Annotated in this window: 24 protein-coding genes and 1 pseudogene; 16 read left to right on the top strand and 9 right to left on the bottom strand. The window is 66.0% G+C overall.

Annotation, left to right across the window (positions count from 1 at the left end; all coding sequences use genetic code 11):
• Window positions 1-332: 332 nt before the first annotated feature.
• Both BSL82_RS13435 and BSL82_RS13430 read left to right on the top strand, forming a co-directional pair.
• A complete protein-coding gene (locus BSL82_RS13435; RefSeq protein WP_048574804.1) occupies window positions 333-1,310 on the top strand; it encodes a DUF2493 domain-containing protein in 978 nt (325 codons plus the stop codon).
• A gap of 189 nt (window positions 1,311-1,499) precedes the next feature.
• The gene (locus BSL82_RS13430; protein WP_048574805.1) at window positions 1,500-2,078 is read left to right on the top strand and encodes a hypothetical protein; all 579 of its coding nucleotides are present in this window, start codon (window positions 1,500-1,502) and stop codon (window positions 2,076-2,078) included.
• Window positions 2,079-2,164: 86 nt separating this feature from the next.
• Here BSL82_RS13430 and BSL82_RS21115 read toward each other — a convergent pair whose 3' ends face one another.
• Window positions 2,165-2,341 carry a hypothetical protein gene (locus BSL82_RS21115; RefSeq protein ID WP_156029321.1) on the bottom strand — a complete coding sequence of 59 codons (177 nt, stop codon included), beginning with the start codon at window positions 2,339-2,341 and terminating at the stop codon, window positions 2,165-2,167.
• 675 nt (window positions 2,342-3,016) lie between these two features.
• Here BSL82_RS21115 and BSL82_RS13425 point away from each other — a divergent pair.
• The gene (locus BSL82_RS13425) at window positions 3,017-3,241 is read left to right on the top strand and encodes a hypothetical protein (RefSeq protein WP_048574806.1); all 225 of its coding nucleotides are present in this window, start codon (window positions 3,017-3,019) and stop codon (window positions 3,239-3,241) included.
• A 114-nt stretch (window positions 3,242-3,355) separates the two neighbouring features.
• Here BSL82_RS13425 and BSL82_RS13420 read toward each other — a convergent pair whose 3' ends face one another.
• Complete coding sequence (locus BSL82_RS13420; RefSeq protein WP_042469246.1) at window positions 3,356-3,574, bottom strand: hypothetical protein; 219 nt, start codon at window positions 3,572-3,574, stop codon at window positions 3,356-3,358.
• Window positions 3,575-4,232: 658 nt separating this feature from the next.
• On the opposite strand from BSL82_RS13420, the gene BSL82_RS13410 reads away from it, so the two are divergent.
• Genes BSL82_RS13410 through BSL82_RS13390 form a run of 5 tightly spaced genes read left to right on the top strand, consistent with a single transcriptional unit; the run spans window position 4,233 to window position 10,949 of the window.
• Window positions 4,233-4,520, top strand: a complete 288-nt coding sequence (locus BSL82_RS13410) for a hypothetical protein (protein WP_030541282.1) — start codon at window positions 4,233-4,235, stop codon at window positions 4,518-4,520.
• Entirely contained in the window at window positions 4,510-6,816 is a 2,307-nt protein-coding gene (locus BSL82_RS13405) for a type IV secretion system DNA-binding domain-containing protein (RefSeq protein WP_072597911.1), read from the top strand. The genes BSL82_RS13410 and BSL82_RS13405 overlap by 11 nt, the downstream gene beginning before the upstream one ends.
• Before the next feature lie 3 nt (window positions 6,817-6,819).
• On the top strand, window positions 6,820-9,867 hold the full coding sequence (mobF, locus tag BSL82_RS13400) for a MobF family relaxase (protein WP_072597910.1): 3,048 nt from the start codon (window positions 6,820-6,822) through the stop codon (window positions 9,865-9,867).
• Window positions 9,868-9,898: 31 nt separating this feature from the next.
• Window positions 9,899-10,114: a hypothetical protein gene (locus BSL82_RS13395; protein WP_226998467.1), complete on the top strand. Its 216-nt coding sequence runs from the start codon at window positions 9,899-9,901 to the stop codon at window positions 10,112-10,114.
• A 7-nt stretch (window positions 10,115-10,121) separates the two neighbouring features.
• A complete protein-coding gene (locus BSL82_RS13390; protein WP_193408584.1) occupies window positions 10,122-10,949 on the top strand; it encodes a hypothetical protein in 828 nt (275 codons plus the stop codon).
• Window positions 10,950-10,968: 19 nt separating this feature from the next.
• Here the strand turns inward: BSL82_RS13390 and BSL82_RS13385 are convergent, their stop codons facing one another.
• From BSL82_RS13385 to BSL82_RS13375, 3 genes are all read right to left on the bottom strand, one after another.
• Window positions 10,969-11,262: a hypothetical protein gene (locus tag BSL82_RS13385; protein ID WP_223308181.1), complete on the bottom strand. Its 294-nt coding sequence runs from the start codon at window positions 11,260-11,262 to the stop codon at window positions 10,969-10,971.
• A gap of 74 nt (window positions 11,263-11,336) precedes the next feature.
• Window positions 11,337-11,570 carry a hypothetical protein gene (locus BSL82_RS13380; RefSeq protein ID WP_030541288.1) on the bottom strand — a complete coding sequence of 78 codons (234 nt, stop codon included), beginning with the start codon at window positions 11,568-11,570 and terminating at the stop codon, window positions 11,337-11,339.
• 203 nt (window positions 11,571-11,773) lie between these two features.
• The gene (locus tag BSL82_RS13375) at window positions 11,774-12,292 is read right to left on the bottom strand and encodes an SOS response-associated peptidase family protein (protein WP_030541289.1); all 519 of its coding nucleotides are present in this window, start codon (window positions 12,290-12,292) and stop codon (window positions 11,774-11,776) included.
• Between the two features lie 52 nt (window positions 12,293-12,344).
• Here BSL82_RS13375 and BSL82_RS13370 point away from each other — a divergent pair, with 52 nt between their 5' ends.
• The 5 genes and pseudogenes from BSL82_RS13370 to BSL82_RS13350 form a co-directional block, all read left to right on the top strand.
• Window positions 12,345-12,956 carry an SOS response-associated peptidase gene (locus tag BSL82_RS13370; RefSeq protein WP_072597909.1) on the top strand — a complete coding sequence of 204 codons (612 nt, stop codon included), beginning with the start codon at window positions 12,345-12,347 and terminating at the stop codon, window positions 12,954-12,956.
• A gap of 2 nt (window positions 12,957-12,958) precedes the next feature.
• A complete protein-coding gene (locus tag BSL82_RS13365; protein WP_072597908.1) occupies window positions 12,959-13,384 on the top strand; it encodes a DUF1810 domain-containing protein in 426 nt (141 codons plus the stop codon).
• 66 nt (window positions 13,385-13,450) lie between these two features.
• Window positions 13,451-14,227, top strand: coding sequence for an ImuA family protein (locus BSL82_RS13360; RefSeq protein WP_030541292.1), 777 nt, complete (start codon window positions 13,451-13,453; stop codon window positions 14,225-14,227).
• The gene (locus BSL82_RS13355; protein ID WP_083579209.1) at window positions 14,145-15,986 is read left to right on the top strand and encodes a DUF6504 family protein; all 1,842 of its coding nucleotides are present in this window, start codon (window positions 14,145-14,147) and stop codon (window positions 15,984-15,986) included. The genes BSL82_RS13360 and BSL82_RS13355 overlap by 83 nt, the downstream gene beginning before the upstream one ends.
• Window positions 15,986-17,638: pseudogene (locus BSL82_RS13350) on the top strand (PHP domain-containing protein); the annotation flags it as partial. The gene BSL82_RS13355 and the pseudogene BSL82_RS13350, both read left to right, overlap by 1 nt.
• Window positions 17,639-17,837: 199 nt before the next feature.
• On the opposite strand, the gene istB reads toward BSL82_RS13350, so the two are convergent.
• Together istB and istA are read right to left on the bottom strand one after the other, a co-directional pair.
• Window positions 17,838-18,572, bottom strand: a complete 735-nt coding sequence (gene istB / locus BSL82_RS13345) for an IS21-like element helper ATPase IstB (RefSeq protein WP_048575050.1) — start codon at window positions 18,570-18,572, stop codon at window positions 17,838-17,840.
• Complete coding sequence (gene istA / locus BSL82_RS13340; RefSeq protein WP_048575051.1) at window positions 18,505-20,070, bottom strand: IS21 family transposase; 1,566 nt, start codon at window positions 20,068-20,070, stop codon at window positions 18,505-18,507. The genes istB and istA overlap by 68 nt, the downstream gene beginning before the upstream one ends.
• 259 nt (window positions 20,071-20,329) lie before the next feature.
• Here istA and BSL82_RS13335 point away from each other — a divergent pair, with 259 nt between their 5' ends.
• Window positions 20,330-20,968 (top strand): Bax inhibitor-1/YccA family protein, encoded by a 639-nt coding sequence (locus BSL82_RS13335; protein ID WP_037471676.1) that lies wholly within the window; start codon window positions 20,330-20,332, stop codon window positions 20,966-20,968.
• A 434-nt stretch (window positions 20,969-21,402) separates the two neighbouring features.
• Window positions 21,403-21,633, top strand: a complete 231-nt coding sequence (locus tag BSL82_RS21110) for a ribbon-helix-helix domain-containing protein (protein ID WP_226998705.1) — start codon at window positions 21,403-21,405, stop codon at window positions 21,631-21,633.
• Window positions 21,634-21,757: 124 nt separating this feature from the next.
• On the opposite strand, the gene BSL82_RS13325 is transcribed toward BSL82_RS21110, so the two are convergent.
• The gene (locus BSL82_RS13325) at window positions 21,758-23,014 is read right to left on the bottom strand and encodes a site-specific integrase (protein WP_072597907.1); all 1,257 of its coding nucleotides are present in this window, start codon (window positions 23,012-23,014) and stop codon (window positions 21,758-21,760) included.
• Between the two features lie 259 nt (window positions 23,015-23,273).
• On the opposite strand from BSL82_RS13325, the gene BSL82_RS13320 reads away from it, so the two are divergent.
• Entirely contained in the window at window positions 23,274-23,582 is a 309-nt protein-coding gene (locus BSL82_RS13320) for a hypothetical protein (RefSeq protein ID WP_158010893.1), read from the top strand.
• 264 nt (window positions 23,583-23,846) lie between these two features.
• Here the strand turns inward: BSL82_RS13320 and BSL82_RS13315 are convergent, their stop codons facing one another.
• Window positions 23,847-24,410 carry a polyamine aminopropyltransferase gene (locus BSL82_RS13315; protein ID WP_226998466.1) on the bottom strand — a complete coding sequence of 188 codons (564 nt, stop codon included), beginning with the start codon at window positions 24,408-24,410 and terminating at the stop codon, window positions 23,847-23,849.
• Between the last annotated feature and the right edge of the window lie 10 nt (window positions 24,411-24,420).

The raw sequence follows: 24,420 nt of genomic DNA, 5'->3' as shown, positions 1-24,420 counted from the left end.
TGCGCGGGTCTCCGCCCTTCGGGTGACGATCACCTTGCGGGGGGCCTGGCTGCACCGTGGTGACCAAAAATCTCTCTCTCTGACTTCCTAGATATGACGTGCGGGGATTCGAGCCCGTCAAGGATGAGCGGTCCCCCCAATTTTCACGAGCCCGCAACGCCCGCTGCGCGTCCGTTCCGCGCCCGAGAAAATCGGCTCCCCCGCTCCCCGCTGGCGCGGCGCTAACCGGGGTCCGGCTGCGCCGGCTTCCCGGTTAACGTCCCTGACCGACCCGACCGCCGCACGTCGAAGGAGAAGCCTCATCGAGTGGATGAGATCCAACGGAGGCTATCATGCAGACCACTTTCACCAACTTCGCCGACCTCGCCAGCCACATCGCGGCAAGCCGAGAGAACGAGGAGCTGACACAGACCTACGACGGCGCTTTCATCGAGCCGAACGAGATGGCGAAGCTCAGCATCGTCGACGCGCCGGAGGCACTCGACATGCCCGATCCCGAGCAGGTCCGGGCCGCCGTCGACATGATGATGCAGACGATGTTCGATGTCCTTCGCGACACGCGCATGGAGCCCTTCGCGAACGATCTCGCCTGGGGGTTCGCCAACAGCTTCCACGTCGTTGCCAAGCGGATCGAAGGGCGCGAGGACGATGCCGCCAAGAAGCTCGGCGAACTCGCCCGCAACTACGATCCGTCCGAGATCTACGCGACCGAACTGGAGGACACGCAGCTGCTCTGCCAGACCCTCCAGGGGTGCCGCGAGGCAATGGAATGCATGCGCGATCACGCCGCCGAGGTGTACCGCGTCGAGACCGGCAAGCCCTTCTCGCCGGTCCGCGGCAGCAGGGTCTCCAGCGCCCTCAACGCCTCGATGATCGACGCCCGTGACTATCTCGCCTCGCGCGCGCGGGAACGCCGCGAGCAGTTCGCACCAGAGGGTCCCGTGGTCGCCTTCTCGGGCGGGCAGGTCTGGGAGGATGCCGACCTCCTGTGGAACGGCCTCGACAGCATCAAGGCCCGCATCCCCGAGCTGATCCTCGCGACGACGGCGCAGGCCAAGGGCTGCGATGCGGTGGCACACGCCTGGGCGGCATCGCGCGGCGTCAAGGTCATCCAGTTCCGTCTCGACCGCAGCCAGGGCAACCGCGCGGCCTTCGTCCGGAACGACCGCATCCTCGGCCTGAAGCCGGTCGAGGCGGTCATCTGCGAGGGCTCAGGCATCCAGCAGAACCTCGCCCAGAAGCTGCGCCAGGCAGGCGTGCCGCTGCACATCGTTCGGCTCGCCCACCAGCGCACCGCACGGCGGGCGTGAGGCCCTGGCGGAGAGGCTCCGGCTACGGCCGGGGCCTCTCCTCCTTTTGCTGCGTCACGGGCGGCGCTCGGGGGCATCGAGCCCCCTCGCGCCGCGAGGAGCCGGCGCCGACGCGCCGCCGACCTGCAGTCCCGCGAGGCGGCCAAGGGGAGAGGGATTGGATGGGAGCGTTCAACAGGGGAGGACGAGATGTCCATCACGTTTCGCATCGCCACCGCCGCTGACGACGAGGCCCGCCCGCTGGCGGTCATTACCGCGCGCCAGCTCGCCGCCTTTCGCACCTTCCTGCGCGCCGAGGGCGAGCGGATCGGCACCGTGCTGCTCGACCCGGACGCTCCCGAGGACGCATTTCTGTCCTACCGCTTCGAGGCTCGCGTCTGCCCGCTCTCACTGGCGTCGATCGCCCGCCTCTTCGACTTTGCCACGGACGTCATCACCGTGGTCGAGGAGGCACAGTTTCGCGGGCGGCGCGTCAGCGTCTTTCGCGACGAGGCGGCCGGCACGATCAACCTGGCCGTGGCACTCACCACCGATATGGGGCTCGAACTCGACCTCGCCTCGAGCAACGCGTTCGCGCTGCTCGAGAGCCTCGGCCTCGGCGCCGAAAGTGTGGGCGAGACCGCGATCGAGACCATCCGGGAACGCCTCGCCAGCCCGGCCGTCCGGCGGCACGCGGCCGAGCAGGGCATCGCCCACTATATCGAACGGCTCGAGCGCCTTGTCGCGGCGGCGGCTCCCGACGAATCCTGCCGGCTGGAATGGGCCTAGCCTCACCCAGAACCGGTCGCCAGGCGGGGCGCGCCAGCTCGCTGGCGCGCCCTCAGCGGCTCCGAAAGCCGGGCCTCTCACTCGCGTCAGGATGCCGCCGCACGATCCATCTGCGGAGCCCGCTTCAGCACTGCATCCACGGCGTCGCGGAGGTGCGCGGCAGCCTTCTCCTCGTCCGCCGCTTCCAGCCACTCCAGCGCCTGCCGCATCAGCGCGAGCGCCATCGCTTTCTGGAGCGTCGGGTCCGTATCGAGATCGTCCATTTCGATTGCCCGGGCGCACCTGATCCCAGCGGTCGCGTCGGAGCGCCCCGTCCAACGAACTCCCGCGCGCTGGGCGCGGGAGCCGGGGCTGGTAACACGTCGAGACATGCGCCTACGCTTTTAGTGCCGGGGCACCTGGACATATGCGCAGGCACCCCGGCGTGAGACCACACCGAGTTGCCGTTCTGGACGGGATTACCAGTCCCGGCGCTGCCGCTTTGCAGCGCCCCTGCGGACTAACATAGGCATATCGGCGAACCAACCCGCGACTGCTCGCCGGCTGTTTGCGCCTCCCGGTCAATGATGGTTGGGCGCGCCCGCGCGGCGGCCCCAAGATCGATCAGATCTCGCGGTCCCGCCGCACGTGGCCGGACCATTCCCGCGTGTCAAATCGAGCGCCGCGGTCGAGGCTGCTCACGCCAGCCGTCGCGCCCAGATCAGAGGATGAAATCTCTCACAGACTTCCCAGTGTGTCGTTGAGGGAGACGCCGCGTCAAGAATGAGCGGTGCCCCCAATTTTGCCGCCGCCTGCGCTCCGCTTCGCTCCACTCCGACCACGACAAAATCGGCACCCCCGCTCCCCGCTTCGCGGCTCCGGCTTCGCCTCCGTTCCTGACCCGGCGTCTCCCTCAACGACGGCCATTCCCCTGTCATTCAAGACGACAGGAGGCTCCGATGCAGATCAACCCCACCAGCGCTCACAACGATGCCGCCGCCTACCTCGCCGCCCTCGCATACGCCGAGCGCCGCGCACTCCACAGCTTCTTCGACCAGCACGTCATCGAGGACGATACGCGGGGCTACATCGCCATCGATGAGGGCGACTATGGCGCGCTGCCGATGGCGCTCATCGACCGGGTGGTGCACACGGTCCCGGGCGGCATGTCCGACGAGTTCTGAAACGACAGGGAGGGGCGGAAACGCCTCTCCCTTTTTTTGCTGCCGGGGCATACGGGCATGAGGGGCATCGAGCCCCCCATGCCCGTGCCGCGACTGCGTCGCGGCGGGTCCGGCTCAGGCCGCGAGCCGCCGCTCCACTTCCTCGATTCCGAGCGCCTTGATGCGCTTGGTCAGCGCTTCCAGGCGAGGGGCGGGGAGCCTGAGCAGCCCCGCCTTCTCGATCGTCCTGATCGCCTCCTCGCGCTCGCGTTTCGCGAGCTGCTCGCGGCGCTCCGCCAACCGGCGCTCCTCTTCCTCGAGCGCCTGTCGTTCCTGTTCCAAAGTCCGTGCCATAAGGGCCTCGCTGTTCAAAGCTGATCGGGCCGTGAACGCGGCCTATTGTTGAAGCGCCTTGATCGCGCATTCAAGGGGCTTGGCATGTTTCGGGCGGCTCGGCGGCACCTTCCGGCGCCGCCGCACGGGCTCTACTCGCGTGTCGAAGACACGCTCACGAAGCCGGCACGCGCCGTCTTCGCCCATTCGGGTGACGATCCCTGCCGATCGGGTTCGGCCTTCGCATCCGAGCCGCGGACGTTCCGGACAGCTGGCGACGCAGGCCGCAGGTTCCCCCTTTCGCGCCAGCCGTTCCCCGCGGCGCCGGTTCCGCGCGACGCGCGGCTCCATTCCCGGCCGGAGCCGGGACCCACTCCTGAACGACGATCACCAGGACCGCCCGGGACCTGGAGCAATCCTGATAGATTTAGCACACCCTACGCACCTGGCGGTGCAAGTTTCCTGGGTATGTCAATGGCTTACGAGCAATCTGGTGCGTGCCACGCCGTGGGACGGTCCGGCGCTTAGGGCCGATCCCAGCTATTCCAAAGGCTTAGGCGTCCCACGCGGTCACACGCAGTCCGTGCGACGGCAATACCCTTTGCGCCGAGTGCGGCGATCGACTATAAGGCTCGTCGCCTCTTTCGATCCCCACCAGCCTCTCTGCTAGGAGGCTGGTTTGTCCACTACCAGGCATTGCACGGTTCGGCTGAACCGCCAGCAGCACGATCGCATCCTCGCGCTCGCTACCGAGCAGAATTGCAATCCGTCGGAGGTGATCCGGGCGGCCGTTGATGCCTATCTCGGCACCGCCACGCTCCTCACGTCAAGCCATCGCCGGCTCGCGCGCATCAGCGAGTTCATGCAGCTCGCGCTCGACGTCATCATCAGCGAGCAATATCCCGAGTTCCGCGACCGGATCATCGCCAACGCCGACAAGCGCCTGGAGCAATACCATGGCGCGTAACGACATCCGCACCGACGGCCGGCCGATCCCGCTGACCCACCATTCCGCACGCGGAAAAGTCCAACGCAACTCGGGCAATTTCACCCGCGGCAGCCAGCTCCTGACCCACGAGCTGCTGATGTGGTTCGCCGGCGCAAAACTTCCCTTCGTCGTCTGGTTCTTCGTGTTCCTCGCGGCCTGGTTCGTGATCATGTCGCTCAAACTGGACGAGCACGGCTTCCAACTCGTCTGCATGAAGCTCTACGCCATGCTCTGGGACTGGGTCGGCTTCGACCCGACGAAGCGCGTCAACGTCAGGCTTCCGAGCGGCGAACTCCACCGCACGATCATGGCCGTGGTCCCGTTGATTCCCGAGGTCCAGCGGGCCTGGAGCATCGCCATGCGCGGCCTTCTCGGCGCGCTGCTTTTCTCGGTGTTCCTCACCATTCCCCTGTCGATCTGGTTCGTCGATCTCTCGCGTCGCCGTGGCAAGACGATCCTGCAGGAGCGGCACGAGCGCGGCGCTATGCTGGTCGATCGCGAGGTCCTCGTTGCCGAGGTCTCGCAGCATAACGCGGCCGCCTTCGCGACGGACGTGCGCAAATGCTTCCCGGGCCAGTCGCCCAAGCAGGTGCTCGCGCTTCCCTTCACGGCGCGCAAGCGTGCCGGAATCCACCATCCCTACACGCTCGCCGGCATCCCCTTTCCGCACCGGATGGAGCAGTCGCACACCATGCTGATCGGTACGACCGGCTCGGGCAAGACCACCGAGCTCCGGAGCCTCGTCCGGCAGATGCGCCAGCGCCAGGACAGCGCCGTGATCTTCGACCTGACCGGTGCCTATGTGGAGGCCTTCTACGACCCGGCGCGTGACACGATCCTCAATCCGATGGACCGTCGCTGCCCTGCATGGTCGATCTTCTCGGACTGCCGCACGCACAGCGAGTTCACCGCCGCCGCCGCCGCTCTCATCCCTGCCGATGGCGGCTCGTCCGAGCCGTTCTGGGCGCTCGCAGCGCGGACCCTGTTCATCGAGATGTGCATCCGCCTGGTCGAGCGGGGCCAGACGACCAACCTGGCGCTCTCCGAGAACCTGATGACCGCCGATCTGAAGCGGGTCCATCGCTTCCTCCAGAACACGATCGCCGATCCGCTGACCGCGCCCGAAGCGGCGCGCATGGCGGAGTCGATCCGCGCCGTCTTCAACACCAATGCGCAGGTCCTGCGCTTCCTTCCCGACACGGGCGAGCCGTTCTCGATCCGGGACTGGATCACCGGCGAGAAGCAGCCCGGGTCGATCCTCTTCATCACCTCCAACTACGTCGATCTGCCGATGAACCGGGCGCTGCTGACGCTTTGGATGGACCTCGCGATCAACCGCCTCATGACAATGCCGCGCACGCGTGAGCTGCGGACCTGGTTCATGTTCGACGAGCTCGGCGCGCTGCACAAGCTGCCGGCAATCGAGAACGGCCTCCAGACCGCGCGCGCGTTCGGCGGCGCCATGATCCTCGGCATCCACAGCTTCGAGAAACTGATCGAGGTTTATGGCGAGCAAGGCGCCCGCAACCTCGCCTCGCTTGCGCGTTCCAAGCTGATCCTTGCGACGGCCGATCTCGACACCGCCGAGCAGTGCGCGCGCTACATCGGCAATCGCGAAGTGCGGCAGATGGATGAAGCCTATAGCTATGGCTACAACAACACCCGCGACGCCTCGACACTGACTCCCAGGAAACAGGTCGAGCCGCTCGTGATCGCGGACGACATCACGAACCTGCCGTCGATGCACGGCTTCGTGAAGTTCCCCGACGGCTTCCCCGCCGCGCGCATCCAACTCCTCTGGAATGACTATCCGCAGGTCGCCGAGGGCTTCCTGCCGCGACCCAACCTTCAGCCGGTCCGGTCAAGGCGCGGAGAGGAGGTGTTCGACGATGGCGGGGAGGGCGACGCGGGCGGGCGGGATGGCGCCGGCCAGGTCGTGGAAGAGGCCGTCGAGCCGGTCAACATCGCCAAGGAAATGGCCGCGCGGATCCTTTCCGCGGAGGCAACGGAGGAGCACAACCAAGCGAGCCGCCCGCCAGCCGAGCGCACCGAGGATCGCGGCGAGGAGCAAGCTCCGCGCGCGCACGCCGCCGATCGGGCGCAGGCGGTCCGCAATGCGCCCGATCAGGCGCAGGCGCCAACGGAAGGCCGTGACGATCGCCGCGAGAGTCGCGCTGCCCGAACGGCGCCCACGCCCGAGGATCAGACGCTCGCCGAATTGCGGCAGGACTTCTCCGCGAGCCGCGATCATGACGGCGCAGACATGGGGATCTGACCCATGCTTTCGGTCGCATCGGTCCGTTCCGCGTCCGGCGCCGCCGGCTACTTCGCGAAGGACGACTATTACACGGTCGAAGGCTCGTCGGAGATCAGCGCCTGGGGCGGGGAAGGTTCCGCCGCGCTCGGCCTTTCGGGCGAGGTGTCGAAGGAGGCATTCGAGGGCGTTCTCAACGGAATCTTGCCGGGCGGCGAGGCCGTCGCCCAGGTCGAGAACCGGCGGGCCGGAGTCGATCTCACCTTTTCGGCCCCGAAATCCGTTTCGGTGCTCGCCTATGTCGCCGGCGACAAGCGCATCCTCGGTCCCGACGGCGCCAACATGAAAGCCGTGACCCGCGCAATGGCCTGGGTAGAGAGCAACCTCGCCGAGGGGCGCAAGGACATCGAAGGCCGCAAGGTTCCGATGCGGAGCGGGAACCTCGTCTACGCGCTCTTCCAACACGGCACGAGCCGCGCCCTCGACCCGCAGGCCCATGTCCACGCCGTCATCGCCAACCTGACCAAAATGCCCGACGGCAAGTGGCAGGCGCTCCACGCAGACAAGATCTGGTCTAACAACTCCGTGATCGGCTCGATCTACCATGCCTTCCTACGCGAGGAGCTCGAGAAGCTCGGCTACCAGGTGGAGCTCAAGGGCAAGCACGGCACGTTCGAGATCGCCGGCGTGCCCAAGCCGGTGCTCGACGCGTTCAGCCAGCGCCGCGAGGCGATACTCGAAAAGACGGCCGAGCTCGGCATTGTATCGGCCAAGGGGCGGGACGGCGTCACCACCAACACGCGCGATCCCAAGCTCAACGTCGAGGATCGCGAGGCGCTGCGGCAGGCATGGATCGACAAGGCGGCAGCGCTCGGTTTCGACGGCAAGTCGCTCCTCGACGCAGCCCTCGCCCGGGCGGCGCAACGCGATCCCGGCAGCGCGCTCGAACGCGGCTACCGCGCCGTATCGGAAGCGGTGTCGACGGCATGGGACAAGCTCGGGTCGGCCCTGCGCGCGCACGATCCTCTCGTCGATCGCGGCCTTGCGCGAGTGACCACCTCGCCGGCCGAAGCACGCGCGCAACTGGCGGTCGCCTCCGCCGTCCGGATGCTGTCCGAACGCGAAGCCGCCTTCAGTGTCCACCAGCTTGGCAAGACCGCGCTCGACCTCGGGCTGAAGGGAGTGACAGTCGACCATGTCGAGCGGCGGATCGAGCAGCTTGTCGGGCGTGGCCAGCTCATCGCGGGCGAGGCGCGGATCGGCGACACGCACCCGCGGATGGTCACGACCCGGGAAGCCCTTCTGACCGAGGAACGGATCCTCGGGGCAGTCGAGGAGGGCAGGGGGCTCGCCTCGCCCATCCTCGCCGCGCAGGACGCTCCAGGGCGGCTCCAGGCGGTCGCAGACAGGGAGCTCAACGCCGGCCAGCTCGGCGCGGCCGCGCTGATCCTTTCCTCTGAGGACAGGACCGTCGCGATCCAGGGCATCGCCGGCGCCGGCAAGTCGACCATGCTGCAGGCGGTTGCGCGTGTCGCGGAAGCCGAGGGCCGCTCCGTCATGGGCCTGGCCTTCCAGAACAAGATGGTCGCCGATCTCGCGGAAGGGGCAGGGATCAGATCCCAGACGATCGCCTCGTTCATCCTCGCCAACGAGCGCCACGTTCAGGCCGGGGGGCCCGCATACGACGAAGCCCGCGCCGCGCTCGCCGGCTCGATGCTCATCGTCGACGAAACCTCGATGGTCTCGTCCGACGACATGCTCAAGCTCCACCAGATCGCCGCCGCGCTCGGCGTCGACAAGCTCGTCCTCGTGGGCGACCGCCAGCAGCTCTCTTCAATCGACGCCGGCAAGTCGTTCGCGCTCATCCAGGCGGGTGGAGGCACGATGGCGCGAATGGACGAGAATATCCGGCAGCGCACGGATCAGCTCCGCACCGTCGCGGCGCTCGCCAACCTCGGCGAAGCGTCCAAAGCGATGAAGGTGCTGGGCGAAAGCGTCGTCGAGCATCAGAGTCCGGCGCTCCATGCGGCCGAGATGTGGCTCGGCCTTTCCGCCGCCGATCGCGAGGCGACGGCCGTGTTCGCGTCGGGGCGCGCGGCGCGAGCGGTCATCAACCAGCGGATCCAGGACGGCCTCGCCACCGAAGGCAGCGTGCGAGGGGAGGGCATCCACCTCACGGTGTACGAGCGCGTCAACACCACGCGCGAGGAGCTGCGCTATGCGGCCACCTTTCAGGCCGGGCAGACGCTCGAGGTCGGCCGCGGCGGCGGCCAGGACGTCGGCCTGGCCGCTGGCCGCTATGACGTCGCCAAGGTCCACCCGAACGGCAAGGTCGACCTGAAGCTCGGCAACCGGTCCATACGCTTTGATCCGCAGAAGCTGTCGCCGACCGAAAAGCGCGACCGGCTGCAGCTCAGCGAGAAAAAGGATCTCCACCTGCGTGAGGGCGACCGCATCCGCTGGACCGCCAACGACAAGGAACGCGGGCTCCACAACTCGGCGCTGGCGCGGGTGCTCGCGGTCGACGCCGAGGGCGTGACCGTTGAGACCGCCGGCAAGGAGAGGCTGACGCTCGATCTCGGCGACCCGATGCTGTCGCGGCTCGACCTTGCCTACTCGCTCAACATGCACATGGCGCAGGGCATCACGACCGACAAGGCGATCACCGTCATGTCGAGCCAGGAGCGCAATCTCTCCAACCAGCGCCTGTTCAATGTCGGAGTCACGCGCGTGCGCGATGAGCTCACGATGGTGGTCGACGACAAGGAGAAGCTCGAGCGCCAGCTCGACAACAATCCGGGCAACAAGACGTCGGCACTCGAAACCGTCGGTCGCCTCGACGTTGATCACGAACGCACACGCGGCAAGAGCAGCGGACCCCGCGAGAAGCTTCATGTCGGCCCGGTCGACCTGGCGGACCTGCCGCCGTTGCCGGGTGAGCTGCCGTCCCCGGCCCACACGCAAGGCGCCGCCGCCGCTGCCGGCGCTTCCAAGTCACCGCCCGACCTCAAGCCGGACCGTGGCGACGCTCTGCCGCCGCTGCCGGAACGGAGCCTGGGGCTCGACCTGTGAAGACCGGCCGGCCGGACGCCGGAGCTTGATGATGGAGACGACGATGAGTGGATGGGATTTTGACGAGGTGGGCAAGTTCGGCAGCGCCAAGGCCGCCGAGGATTTTGCCAAGCGCAACGATGTCGATCCGCGGGACATCCGGACGCGCGACACCCGGGACGGTGTCGAACTGGAGATCCGGCGCTCGAGCCTCGACCGGCGCGGGCTCAAGGACAGCGGCGAGGGCCGCCGCGACGGCTGGAGCTGATGAAATCATGCCGGCGCGATCCGCCACGTGGGCCGCGCCGGTGAAGGGGGAGACCTACGTCATGGGCATCGATGATCGTGACTACATGAAGGAACGCTATCGGCAGCGCCAAGGTCTTGCGCCGGGGAGGCGCTTTTGGGGCTTCGGCAAAGCTGCGCGCGAGGCTCGAGCGGAGAGAGCTCGAAAGGAACAGGCCGTACCCCTAGGGAGCGCCTCGTGGATCGACGCCAAGGGGAGAGGCGCGAACGGCGGGCTCTGGTTCGATGCGAAGAACCGGGGGTTCGACTATCAGAAGGGCCGCAAGGTGCGGTTCGGTCCCCACCCCATGCAGAAGTGGATCATTCTGCTCTTCGCCGCCTCCTTCCTTTATCCGATGTACCGGGAAGCGAGGCGCAGTGGCTGGCTCCCCGATCGGGAAGCAGCCTTGCCTTTTCCGCCCTCTGGAAGCGTCACGGTGAACGCGGCCATAGACCCGCACGATGCCACATCGCGCATGCGGGTGGTGACGGCATCGCCCAATGCTGTCGTCCAACTGTTCGACCCCGGATCCGACCACCACGTCATCTCAGTCTACGTTCATGGGGACGATGACGTCACTGTCCCGGTTCCGCCTGGCACCTATCGGATGCGTGTCATCGAGGGCGACAAATGGCATGGGCCCGTGAAGTTCTTCGGACGATCGACGACTTATGAAAGCGTCGTGAAGCTCATGACATTTACGCGACGGCATTTCGGAGGGATAGACCTGCATCGACGCCCCGATGGAACGTTGAAGACCCGGGTCAAGATAGGCGACCCGCCGCCTTTGCTTGCCGCCGAGGGGAAGGGGAGGTGACCCGCCGAGCCGGCGCGGTTCAGCGCTCCCCACCGATGGCGGCATCGAGCGCCGCTTCAAGTCGATCGATCACTGCGGCCCGGCTCGCCATTTTGGGGAGTTCGCGGCGCGCAAAATCCTGGAGCCGCCGCACATCCCGCACTGGCAGGCGCAACGTCAGGATCGTCCGGTCCAGTGCGGACGGATCAATCGCATCCGCCTCTTTGCCGGCTACGAGAAAGTGCTCGAGCAGACGCTTGCGGGCGGCGAAGCTCCAGCCCAGCGCGGCAAGCTCATCCGGCGTGAGTGCGAGGAGCGCGAGCGCGACATCCATGATATCTTCGAAGGGCAGCAGGAGGCGTACGACCCGTCCGCCCCGCTCGCGCCAGCGCCTAAGCGGACCGCGCTTCACTGCAAGGTCGGCCTTGCATCCTCACCGTCCAACGATCGTAGGGCCGCCAGTATCTCGTCGACGGACACGGGCTGTCGGGCCCCTGGCGGCCGGCGGAGCGCCGGCTGGCCCTCGACCGCGACGCGATCGGATGCCCAGGACGCGAGGATGGCGCGCTTCACCTCCGGTTCGAGCGTCGGGTGCCCCGCAACCTCGAACGGATGGAGATATCGGGAAACAGGCTGCGACATGAATACCTCCTTTCGCTTCGTCGCGGCTAGCTTCAGGCTCAGCTTATCGCCGAGATTTGGAAGCGATTTGAACCAGATCAAGAGGCGAGGGCAGGGGAAAGACACGGCTGCGATCCTCTCGGCGCAGGCGCTTGTAACGCCGCTGCCTTAGACGCTGAACCGATGCCTCGGGATGGGAGCCGCGCGCAGCCGATCAACCACGCTTACAGCGCCAGCATCTCCTGGACGGGTCCCGCTCCGATCTCTTCGATGAGGAACGTCCGCGCCGCGGGCGTCTCAAGCAGATCGATCTCCGGCACGCTATGGTCGAGCCACTGCATCACCTGGCGGCGATGGATGATCGCGCCGTGCCGTTCCTGGTAGCGCGCTACCTCAGGGTTCGCGGCGACGGTCACGACACGATAGCAGAGCGGCCAATCGCCCATCGGCGGCTCCCAAACCGCAGCGAGATAGAAGTGGTTGCCGCCGTCGAGCATGACGCGATAGCGCTTCCGTCCGACGGTCATATGGAACTCGCTTGCCGGAATCAGACAGCGATGGGCCGGGAACGTCCGCCCTTCCGCCCGCACGAAGCGGTAGCTGTCGCCGTCGCTGAACCGCGGGTTTGATCCCCAGGTCGCCTCGACCATCTCGATTTCGCTGGCATCGTTCGGATTTCGCCGGATGATGGCGCGGCGAGCGCCCAGCGGCGCGTCCGAATCGAAAGGTATTGGCGGTTCCATGTCAAAGAACATAATGGGAACGATAAAGCGTCGCAAGGAAGGCTGACGAACGGTGTGCAACGATTATCGCCTGGAGGTGGATATCGCCTCGATCGCCGAGGATTTCGACAATCTGAAGATCAAGATCAGTATGCCCGAAGGCACGCCGAACGTGCCGGCACGCGAGGATATCAAGATCAGCGATACCGCGCCGATTGTGCGCAGCGTCGAAGACGAGCGCGGCGCTGGCGAACTGGTCAACCGCAAGTGGAGCTGGCCAGGCCAAGGCGGCAGGCCGGTTTATAATTTCCGCTCGGAGGGCCGCGAGTTCACCAGCGGTCGCTGCCTCATATTGGCCGATGGCTTTTATGAATTCACCGATCCCCAGCCGGGCCAGAAGCGGAAAACCAAGTGGCTGTTCACGATGAACGATCATGACTGGTTCTGCATAGCCGGCATCTGGCGCTCGCACCCCCAGGCCGGCGAAGCCATCACCATGCTGACGATGGAGCCGGGCGAGGACGTGAGGCCGTATCATCATCGCCAGATCATCCCGTTGAAGCGCGATCAATGGGCGGATTGGTTGGACCCGTCGGTGCCGGCATCGGATGTGCTGACCGCGCTTCCGAAAGGCGCCCTGACGGTCACGCGCGTATTCCCGCCCAGCGAGCCGGCACTGCTCTGACGATGCCCGACGCGACCTCCCTCGACCGTTTCGTCGAAGCACAGACACTGGCCTATGCCGGCGCGCTTGCCGAGATCCGTCGCGGCGCCAAGCGTTCGCATTGGATCTGGTACATCTTCCCGCAGCTCGCCGACCTCGGTCGAAGCTCAACAGCAAAGCATTTCGGCATCCGCTCGGCCGATGAAGCGGCGGCATATCTCGATCATCCGGTGCTCGGAGCGCGCTATCTCGAGTGCGTGGCCGCGCTACAGGATTTGCCGACCAGCGACCCCGTAGCGGTGTTCGGCGAAGTCGACGCGATGAAGCTGCGCTCGTCGCTGACCTTGTTCGAGGCAGCCCGGCCGGCGGCATTGCTGGCGGCGGCACTCGACCGCTGGTTCGGCGGCGAGCGTGACGAGATGACGCTACGGCTGCTTGGCGGCGTCTGACTCTGCTTGACGAAGATCGGATAGAGGGGGAACATAGGGCGAACAAATGAGTCGTTAGCTTGCCCGATGTTTGCCCAACCGCCACCTCTCGATCGGCCGCGCGCCGATCAAATCGCTGCGCTTCGCGCACAGCTTGCGCACGCCCAGAGCCGGCACGGGCCGGCGCTGGCGTTCGGGCTGGCGGCGCTCGACGACCGATTAGCCGATCACGGCCTCGATGGTGCAGGCCTCCACGAGATCGCGCCGGCGCGGCCGTCGCTGAGTGACGACGCTGCCGCGACGCTGTTCGCAGCGGGTATCGCCGCCCGCTTCGCATCGCAATCCGGCTTCACCGTGCTGTGGGCGCTCTCGAAATTTGACTTGTACGCGCCCGGCCTCGAACAGGTCGGGCTCGGCCCCGATCGCATCCTCTATGCCCAAGGCCGCAAGGATGCCGAGGTGCTGGCGATGGCAGAGGACGCTCTGCGCGATGGCTCGGTCGCCTGCGTGATCGCCGAAGTCAGGGCGGCGGATCAGACCGCCACACGCCGCCTCCAGCTTGCGGCATCGGACGGCAAGACGCCGATGCTGCTCTACCGCCGACACCGCACTCGCGACCGATGCCCGCTCGATCAGCCCTCGTCGGCGATGACGCGCTGGCGGATCGGCTGTGCGTCGTCGGCGCGGCTGCCCTATCCCGGTGTCGGCCGCGCCCGCTGGTTCGTCGAGCTGGTCCGCCAGCGGAACGGCAATCCTTTTTCCCTCGAACTCGACGCATGTGATGATCAGGGTCGCCTCGCTCTACCTGCCGCAACTGCCCATAGAGCGACTGCGACGGCTGGAGCGGCCAGCCAAGCCGCCTGAGGCGCTGCCGGCCCCATCAAAGCCCATACCTCGAGCGCCGGTCGACGACGATTCCGGCGCCTGCTCGGTGCCGCGCGGCGGCGGCTGGCGGCCGGGCGCGCGATGGGCGCTCGCCAGTCACGGCGGCGCAACCTGGCCGCGCGTTGGCGCGCTGCCTGACAAGCCTAGCCAGGGCGAGAGCGGTGCACTCCCGGCGCACAAGCGGCCGACCATGCGCGAGATGGGACGACGCAGCGAGGCCGCCGACAATCCGTTCAAGGCAATGCCGCCCGACGAAGGCGCGCGCGGCGATGCGCCCGTCGCTGCCGCCCTCATCGGGACATGGGCGCGGCCGACCATCCTGGTCGAACGTGTCGGCCAGCGCGATGTCGTCACCGCCGCCTGTCCGCAAGCGCTGGACCTCGGCTTACGCCCCGGCATGGCAGCCGCGCACGCCCGCGCGCTCGTCGCCGAGCTCGATGTGCGCGACGCTGAGCCCAAGAACGATCGCGGCGTGCTCGACCGCCTCGCGCTGCATGCGGTCGGGCACTGGACACCGACCGCCAGTGTCGCCGGAGCCGATGGCCTGTGGCTCGACCTCACGGGCACGACCCACCTGTTCGGTGGTGAGCAGCGCTTCTGCCGACGGCTGCTCCGCTTCCTGCACCGGCTCGGATTTACAGCGACCATCGCAATCGCCGGCTCGCCTGGCGCGGCGCATGCGCTCGCACGCTACGGCGGCGAACGCGTCACTATCCTCCCGCCCGGCACCGAGACCCAGGCGATTGCCGACCTGCCGCTGGCGGCGCTGCGGCTTGAGCCCGACGCCCTGGCTTCTGCGGCACGCTTCGGGCTGGAGCGGGTGGCCGATCTCTATCCGATCGCGCGCGGACCACTTGCCCGGCGGCTGGGCATGAAGACCGTCACTCGACTCGACCAAGCGCGCGGGCTGGTGGCCGAGCCTATCGTGCCGGTGATGCCGTTTGAGGTGCCGCGCGTCGAGCGCCGCTTACTCGAACCGATCGGCACGGCCGAAACGCTCACGCAGGTCATCGGTGACCTCGTCGACGATCTGGTCTGCGTGCTGCAGGCGCGGGGGCTCGGTCTGAGGGCTGCGGTTCTCACCTGCGTTCGCGTCGATGGAGTCGAACAGCGGATCGGGCTCGGCGCCGCCAAGGCGACGCGGGAGGCCAAGCATCTCAAGCGGATGCTCGCCATGCGGGTCGAGCGGATCGAACCCGATCTCGGTATCGAGGTGATGTCGCTCTCGGCACCGCGGGTCGAGGATTTGATGCCCGTGTCGCTTGGCGCTGGGCTTGCCGAGCCCCGCGTTCCCGATCTGGCGCCGCTGGTCGACCAGCTCACCGTCCGCGCTGGTGATGGAGCGCTGTTCCGCATCGGGGCGCAGGAAAGCGACGTACCCGAGCGCGCCACGCTGCGCGCCGCCGCGCTGGCGTGCCCGGCGGGCTGGCCAAAGTGGAAGCGGCCGGCGCGACTGCTGCGCCGCCCTGAGCTGCTGTCCAGCGTCGTGGCGCTGCTCCCTGATCATCCGCCGCGCCGGTTCGTCTGGCGCGGCCAGCCCTATCGCGTGGTCGCCGGCGATGGCCCCGAGCGCATCCACGGCGAATGGTGGCGAACCGAGCGCGAAATGTGGGCGGTCCGCGACTATTTCCGGGTCGAGGTTGAGGGCGGCGAACGCTTTTGGCTGTTCCGTCGCGGCGATGGCGTCGAAGGCAGCACCGGCGATCTGAGCTGGTACATGCACGGGCTGTTCGGCTGATGGCGACCTACGTCGAACTTCAGGTCACGAGCCATTTCTCGTTCCTGCGCGGCGCGTCTTCGCCGGAGGAGCTGTTCTCGGCCGCCGCGCTGCTAGGTCACAAGGCGCTGGGCCTGACCGATTGGGGCGGCGTGCCCGGCGTCGTGCGCGGCTGGCGCGGCCAGAAAGCGACCGGCGTCCGGATGATTGCCGGAGCGCGGCTCGATCTGACCGATGGCCGCGCCTTGCTGGTCTATCCGACAGATCGGGCGGCGTGGCCGCGGCTCACGCGGCTGCTTTCGGTCGGCAAGGCGCGCGGCGGCAAGGGCTGTTGCATTCTCGACTGGAGCGATGTCGTCGCGCATGCCGAGGGACTGATCGCGGTCCTTGTGCCGGACGTGCCCGACGACACCACCGCCGGGCAACTCGCCGAGCTGCACGAGACGTTCGGGCCGCGTGGCTATCTAGCCCTGTCACTGCGTCGCCGCCCCGATGATGCCCAGCGCCTGTTCGAACTGGATAAGCTGGCCCGGCGCACCGGCACGCGCAGCGTCGCGACCGGCGACGTGCTGTACCACACACCGGCGGCGCGGCCGCTGCAGGACGTGATGACCGCGATCCGTGAGAAGACCACGATCGACGCGCTCGGCTTCCGCCGCGAGCGGTTCATGGATCGTGACCTAAAGTCGCCCCAGGAAATGGAACGGCGGTTTGCCGCATTTCCCGATGCCATTCGGGCAAGCGCCGACATCGCCGCGCAATGCACATTCGACCTCGGCGAAATCCAGTATCAATATCCTTATGAGCAAGCCATGGCCGGCCGTAGCGCTCAGGAGGCGCTGACCTTTCTCACCGAGGAGGCGGCCGCCCGCGCATTTCCCGAGGGCCTGCCGCAACGTTATCGCGATCAGATTACCCATGAGCTGCGATTGATCGATCAGCTCGGTTACGCGCCCTATTTCTTGACCGTCAACTCGATCGTTGCGGAAAGCCGCCGCCGCGGCATTCTGTGCCAGGGCCGCGGGTCGGCCGCCAATAGCTGTGTCTGCTACCTGCTCGGCATCACGTCGATCGATCCGATCAAGCATGAGCTGCTGTTCGAGCGTTTCGTGTCGGGCGAGCGCAAGGAACCACCCGATATAGACGTCGATTTCGAGCACGAGCGCCGCGAAGAGATCATCCAATGGATTTATGAGACCTACGGCCGCGACCGCTCGGCGCTGACTGCCGTCGTGACCCGCTTTCGAACGCGCGGCGCGGTGGCAGAAGTCGGCAAGGCACTGGGGCTCCCTCGCGATCTTACCAAGTTGCTGACCGGCCTCGTCTGGGGCTGGTCGGTCGACGGCATCACCGACGAGCAGATCGCCAGCCTCAACCTCAACGCCGAGGACCATCGGCTGAAGCTCACCCTGCTCCTCGCCCGCCAGCTCATCGGTACGCCGCGGCACCTGTCGCAGCATCCAGGCGGCTTCGTACTCACGCAGGACCGGCTGGACGATCTCGTGCCGATTGAACCGGCGCGGATGGAGGACCGGCAGATCATCGAATGGGACAAGGACGACATCGACGAGCTGAAGTTCATGAAAGTCGACGTGCTGGGTCTCGGCATGCTGGGCTGCATGAATCGCGCCTTCAATCTGCTGCGGGACTGCAAGGGCATCGAGATTGGTGTCAATCGGCCCGGAAAACTGACCCCCTATCGGCGTCCAAAAGTGACCCCCTTGGAATTGGCAGTTCGAGTTGTCCCGGTAGTCCATAGGAGGGACCCGCGGTCGACGCCGCGCGCCGTCAGGAGCGCAGGCGGCGGCGACCGTGGGAGGTACCTGTGGACCCACCGGGTCAACTCGGGGGATGGGGGTCCGGGGGAAGGGGTCAGGCGGCTTCGCGTGTCTTGAAGCGCCAGCTCTCGTTGCCGGTCTCGACAATGTCGCAGTGGTGAGTGAGGCGGTCGAGCAGCGCGGTCGTCATCTTGGCATCGCCAAAGACGGACGGCCATTCGCCAAAGGCCAGGTTGGTAGTGACGATGACGGAGCTCTGCTCATAGAGCCGGCTGACCAGGTGGAACAGCAGCTGCCCCCCGGACATCGCAAAGGGCAGGTATCCGAGCTCATCGAGGATGACCAGGTCGAGGCGCGACAGGTGGTCGGCGATACGCCCTGGTCTGCCAGCCCTGGTCTCGGCCTCGAGGCGGTTCACCAGGTCGACGGTGTTGTAGAAGCGGACCCTGGCGCCGGCGCGGACGCAGGCCCGCCCTATGCCAATGGCGAGATGGGTCTTGCCGGTGCCGGTCCCTCCGACCAGCACGACATTGCGCTGGGCTTCGAGAAAGGCCCCACTGCCGAGTTCGCGCACCAATCCCTCGTTGATGGGCGTTCCGGTGAAATCGAAGTCGGCCAGTTCCTTGGCCAACGGCAGCTTGGCGATGGTCATCTGATATTTGATGGAGCGAGCGTGCTTCTCGTCGATCTCCGCCTTGAGCAGATCCCCGACGACCCGCTGAGCGCTATGCTGCCGCTTCACCGCATCGGCGATGACCTCGTCATAGGCATGGCGCATGCCGGCAAGCTTCAACGTTCCCATCATCTCCAATATGTCGTGGCGTTCCATGGTGGCTCCTCAGGCTGTCATAGCGGGCACAGTCGGCGGCGGGCTCGTGGCGCAGCCGGAGCGCGTCGGGCGTCGTGATGTTGGCGGGTGGCGGCAGCTCGCGCTGGCGTGTCAGGATATTGAGCACCACGTCCCGGCTGACAGGGCCGCCCGCCAGCGCCTCGGCGCAGGCCGCTTCGACCGCCTCCAGCCCATCGGTCGTCACCGCGGCCAGGATGCCGACCATCTGACGGTCACCATCGCTATGGGCCGACAGGCGCCGCCTTATCCGTCCCAGCGCGGCGGGCAGCTCCCAGTCCTTGAACGGAGCGCCGTTTCTCAGCGCGCCAGGCTTGCGGGCCAGCACCGGCACATAATGCCAGGGGTCATAGATGGTCTGGTCGCGCCCGAACCGGCGGGCATGCTCGCCCACCACCTCACCGTCCTGCCGGATAACGATGCGCTGGGCATAGGCGTGGACCTCGACCGGGCGCCCGAGCGCCTTCGCATGGACTGAATATTTGTTGTGGTCGAAGCGGACCAGCAGGGTCCTCGAAACCGACGCCGGCAGCGCATGAAAGCCATCGAACGGCCCCCGGTAGGCTATCAGCGCCGGACGGTCAGCCCCCTCAAATATCTCCCAGACGGTCCGGTCCTTGATCTCCGGGTGGAGCGCCCGCCTGGCATGGGCGACACAGCGGTCGAGCAGCCAGGCATTGAGCTCGTCATAGCTCTTGAAGCGCAGACGCGGCGTGAAGAAGCGCTCGCGCACCAGACCGACCTGGTTCTCGACCTGGCCCTTCTCCCAGCCCGACGCCGGTGTGCATGCCACCGGCTCGACCAGATAATGCCCGCACATCTGTTGGAAGCGCCGGTTGTACTGCCGCTCGCGGCCAAGGAAGATGGCGTCCACCGCCGTCTTCATATTGTCGTAGATGCCGCGCTGGCAGGCGCCGCCGAAGAAGGCGAACGCCCTGTCATGGGCATCGAACACCATCTCCTGGCTCTCGCGGGGATAGGCCCGCACGAAGAACATCCTGCTGTGGCAGAGCCGCATGTGCGCGACCTTCACCGTAGTCGTCACACCCGCCAGCACGACGACCTCGTGGCTCCAGTCGAACTGATAGGCTTCCCCCGGCGCGAAGCTCAGCGGCACGAACGCCGCCGCCGTCATCGCCGACCGCTCGCGCTGCCAGCCCGCCGCATAGCGACGAACCGCGTCATAGCCGCCGCGATAGCCGAGCCCCTGGAGTTCTTCGTAAATCCGTATCAGCGTCAGCCGCTCACGGCGCTGCTTGCGCTCGTTGCTCTCCAGCAGCCGCTCGAGGTCCGCAGACCACGGCCCCAGCTTGGGCAGCGGCTGCACCGCGCGCTCATAGGTGAAGTCCGTTCGCTCCGACCGCACCACCTTGCGCACCGTGTTCCGAGACACCCCAAGGTCCCGGACGATTTCCTTGATGGTCTTGCCCTTGACGAAATATTCGCGCCGGATCCGCGCCACCGTCTCCACGACCAGCATTCTCCCCGACCGCCCTCGCACAAAAGCGACGAGCGTGAACCACGTCAGTTCAGGGGGTCAATTTTGGAAGCCGATCCGCCCTCAACGGGGTCAATATTCCACGCCGATTCACACCCAGGTGGAGCCGGCCGAGTGCCTCATTGACATTGGAGCAATGGAGTGAGGCATGAACAGAATTTTCGAACCGAATACCTATCGGCCTTTCCCGTCGGCCCGGGCCACAACCACGGCCGTCTATGATGAAGGCCTACGCCGGCACATGCTCGGCGTCTATCGCAACATGGCGCTCGGCCTCGGCATTACAGCGCTGGTGGCATTCCTCGTCGCCAGCGTGCCAGCGCTGTACCAGCCAATCTTTGGCACGCCGCTTAAGTGGGTCGCGATCTTCGCGCCGCTGGCATTTGTCATGTTCTTCTCGTTCAGGGTCGAGCGCATGACGACAGGACAGGCGCGAACGGCGTTCTTCGCCTTTGCTGCGGTCATGGGCGTATCGATGGCCAGTATCTTCCTGGTGTTCACGGGCACCAGCATCGCGCTGGCCTTCTTCAGCGCCGCGGCCGTGTTCGCCGCCATGAGCCTGTGGGGCTATACGACCAACGTCGACCTGTCGCGCTGGTCCACCTTCCTGATGGTTGGCCTGATCGGCGTCGTGATCGCGAGCATCGTCAACCTGTTCGTCGGCTCCTCGACGCTGCAGCTCGTCTTCTCGATTGTCGGCGTGCTCGTGTTCACCGGCCTGACGGCCTGGGACACGCAGCGCCTGAAGAGCGAATATCTGGCTTATGCCGGGTCGGAGCGAGCCGAAAAGCTGGCCGTGATGGGCGCGCTTTCGCTTTACCTGAACCTGGTGAACCTCTTCCAGCTGCTGCTCAGCCTGTTCGGGCAGCGGGAGGAATAATCCGGCTCTGAAACGTTGGGCCGGAAGACTAGGCAGCGCCGCCGTCGTCGACGGCAGGCGCTGCTCTTTCTGGTGTGTCCGGCGATCTACGGCCACTTCATCGGTCAGCGATCGCCCTTCAGCATTGCGGAGCGACGATCGGATTCCGATCGTTCAACCGCAGCGGCCTACCTAAGACGTCTGTCCGATAATCTTTCTTATCGGACAGACTTGAGCTTGCCGGGCGGGGGTGGCAATGTCGTTTTATCAAGATCGCCGGAGAATGACGTCCACGCCTCCTCGCTTCACACAAGTTCGCCGGACAGCCGCTCATTCTTATATGGAGATAGCTGGACTTTTCTGAGGATCGCCGGATGTCGCCACATTGCTCCGTTCGGCTGGCGCAACCGTGTTGCGAAATTTTGCCAAATGCCCATGTTGGCGCCGTGATCACGATGGACATTTCGCTGCCCGACACTCTCATGGCGTTCGTGGATGAACAGGTCGCGAGACGTGGCTACGGCACGAGCAGCGATTATGTGCGCGAGCTCATCGGTAAGGACCAAGACCGCCAGCGGCTGCGTCGGCTAGTGCTCGATGGCGCCGAGTCGGTCCCTGGCCCCTCGGCGGACGACGCTTATTTTGAGGAGTTGCGCGCGCGGGCTCGCCACACAGCATCATCGTAAGGCGGGTCCTCCAGCGGGATCAGGATCGTCGCGACGCTGAGGACGCCGTTGATCATTATGCTCGCGAAACCGGACCGGACACCTCGCTTAGCTTTGTCCCGACCGCCTGAGCCGCGTCGCTAGCCTAGGTTCGCACCCTTGAAAGCACCCGGGCTGCGACGTTGCTGCGCGCGGCGAGCTTACGCCCATACCGCAGTGCCGTGCTCGGTGAGCTCCAGCGCAGGGCTTGCGCGATACCAGCGCCATCTTCACCGGCGGCAAATAGATCCTGAGTAAGCCCCACCCGAAGCGAGTGGGTCGACAGGTCCTTCACCGCTTGAAAAACCTCCGCGACCGGTATGTTTACGAGGCCCTTGTCGAACGCGGCCATGGCAACTCGCCGGTAGATGCCGTTGACGCCTTGTCGGGAAAGCCGTGCCGTACCAATCGAGTAAGTCGTACGCGCCAGTTCAGCTGCGCGGCCATCCATGCGCTCTCGCCAGCGCTGCGTGTTCCCGGGAATAGCCTCGTAGGCGACCGGGGCGACGGCAGCGCGTGCACGGCGACGATCGATCCCGATCCGTCGGAACAGCGGCCCATCCCGGACGCCGCTGACCTCAAGCCAAGCCCCTATCCGCCGCATTGTGTCAGGCGACAGCCAAGCCCACGCCCCCTGCCGCTCCTGATCGGTCTTGGACGACGGGATGAGCAGCGTGGCCGAGCCATCCTCTTGTGGCTCGATATGCCGTTCTTCGACCGCCACTAGCTCACTGACGCGCAAGCCAGCGTCGTACCCCAGCGACAGCAATGCCGCATCGCGCAGACCCTGTAGATCGTACGAGCATGCATCGAGCAATGCCTGCAAGGTAAAGCCCGATGAAGCATGCGGATCGAGTGCTTTGCCGAGCCGTAAGGGCGCCGCCTGGCGTTGGGTTGATCCGCGGCGCCGTCGAACGGCTTTCAGCGCCGCGCGCACCATCGGCGCATTGGTCGGCGCACCGTCACCCATTCCCACGAGGCGATGGACCGTCGCCAAGCTGGCAATTCGCCGCGCGAGCGTCGATGGTTTGTGCCCCCGCCGCTCAAGCATCTGGACGTAGCGAACCAGCGTTTCAGGATCAGCCGGCAAGGCTGCGCGCCGCTCGCGCGCGCACCATTCGGTATAGCATGCTAGATCCGAGGCAATTGCCGCCTTGCTGTTGTCTGCCATGGCACTGAGCGAAGCTTCAAACCCAACCTCGCTGACCGGCGCTGCCCCTTCCGGCATCACGCTCGCGATTGCACGGGTCAGTCGCGCGTCGAGTGGCTCGGTCGTTCCCGTCGCGCGTCGTTGCGGCAGCCGGACATCGTCGCGGATGACGAGCATCTCGCCGGCGAGCGAACTATCGATGCTCTCGGCCATGGCGCTTTTCAGGCTCCCCTCCCCGTCGCTCCGACCCCCCTATTGTTACCATAATCTCCCATTATGGTAAGTGACTTTCCGAACTGTCCTGCAGCAGAAGACCACCTTCGCCTGAGCCCTTCGCCCATCGTGCCTCGGCGCTCGCATCGCTTACAACTCGGGCGTTGCCTGCTATCAGCCCTTCACGCCGCGTCGCATCGGCGCGTAATAAATCTCGGGGTACATCGTCGTGTTCAATGACCGGAATCGGGAAATGGGCGTGCCGAGTTCTCGCCTCTTCCGAAACAGAAAGCTGTTCGAGCTCACTGTTGATCGACTGCTGGGCGGCCGCATCAGGGCGGACGGCGCGGCTGCCATCGACCTATGGTGTGCTCTCGCCAACATCGAATGGATAGCTCCGGACGGTGACATCGTCAGCTACAGCCAGCGCGCAGCTGGAGAAATGGTCGCCTGGATTCGCGAGGAAGGCGATTACATAGACTGGTATTGCTCCGGCGTGGGCGGCCAAGTCGCGTCTTGGATCGAAACAGCGCTTGCCGAGGAAGGTTGGACTTGGCGGCTGATGTGACCGGCGGAGTTTTGGGCCGTTTGGAGGCTGACAGCTTCCGGATGCCGATCACTGGTTGGGGTTGTTCACGCGCAGGCTGGGCAGCGCTTCGCGACAGCGCCGATGATGGCGGCCCCTAGCGGCGAGACCCACTAGTGGACGTTCAGCGCGGCTTAGCAGCCACCCGAAATCCGCCCTTCGTTCATGGAAGTTAGACCTCTGCACCGACGAGCGTCAGAAGGTGCTGTGGGCGGCTTGAGATCAAATTTCAGCTACCGCCTTGTATCAGGCTGATACGCCACATCCGCCTTCTTCAACCTTGTGGGACCTAGTGGCGAGCCAGATGACGTGAGGCGGATCGCGTCCTGTACCATCTGGATCGATGCTGAATTCCTCTACGCCGAAGCCCGCTGCCTGAAGCCGGGAGTGGAAGCTGTCGTCGCGAAAGGCCGACCATATCGCCAGGATCCCGCCCGGGCGCAGGGCCGCGTAGGCCGCGCGCAGCCCCCAGTTGCAATAGAGTCGCTCGTTGGCGAGTGCGACCAGTCCTTCAGGCCCGTTATCGACGTCCAGCAGGATCGCATCGAACCCACCTGTCCGATCAACGATGACGTCATGAACGTCGCGTGGTTCGATGGCGACGCGAGGATCCTCGAACACGCCGGCAAACAGGTGTGCGAGCGCACCTCGAGCCCAGGTGATGATGGATGGCACAAGTTCCGAGACGATGATGCGCGCGTCTGCCGGAAGAGCGGATCGTGCCGCTGCCAGCGTGAAGCCCATTCCCAAGCCGCCGATCAGCATTGTCGGCGCAGGCGACGTAAGGCGCGGGCAAACGAGCAGCGCCAAAGCTGCTTCA

This window comes from Tardibacter chloracetimidivorans (assembly GCF_001890385.1).
In the GTDB taxonomy this organism is placed as follows: domain Bacteria; phylum Pseudomonadota; class Alphaproteobacteria; order Sphingomonadales; family Sphingomonadaceae; genus Tardibacter; species Tardibacter chloracetimidivorans.
Note: the sequence above shows the minus strand (reverse complement) of the source record. Positions and strands in the feature narration are given on the sequence as shown.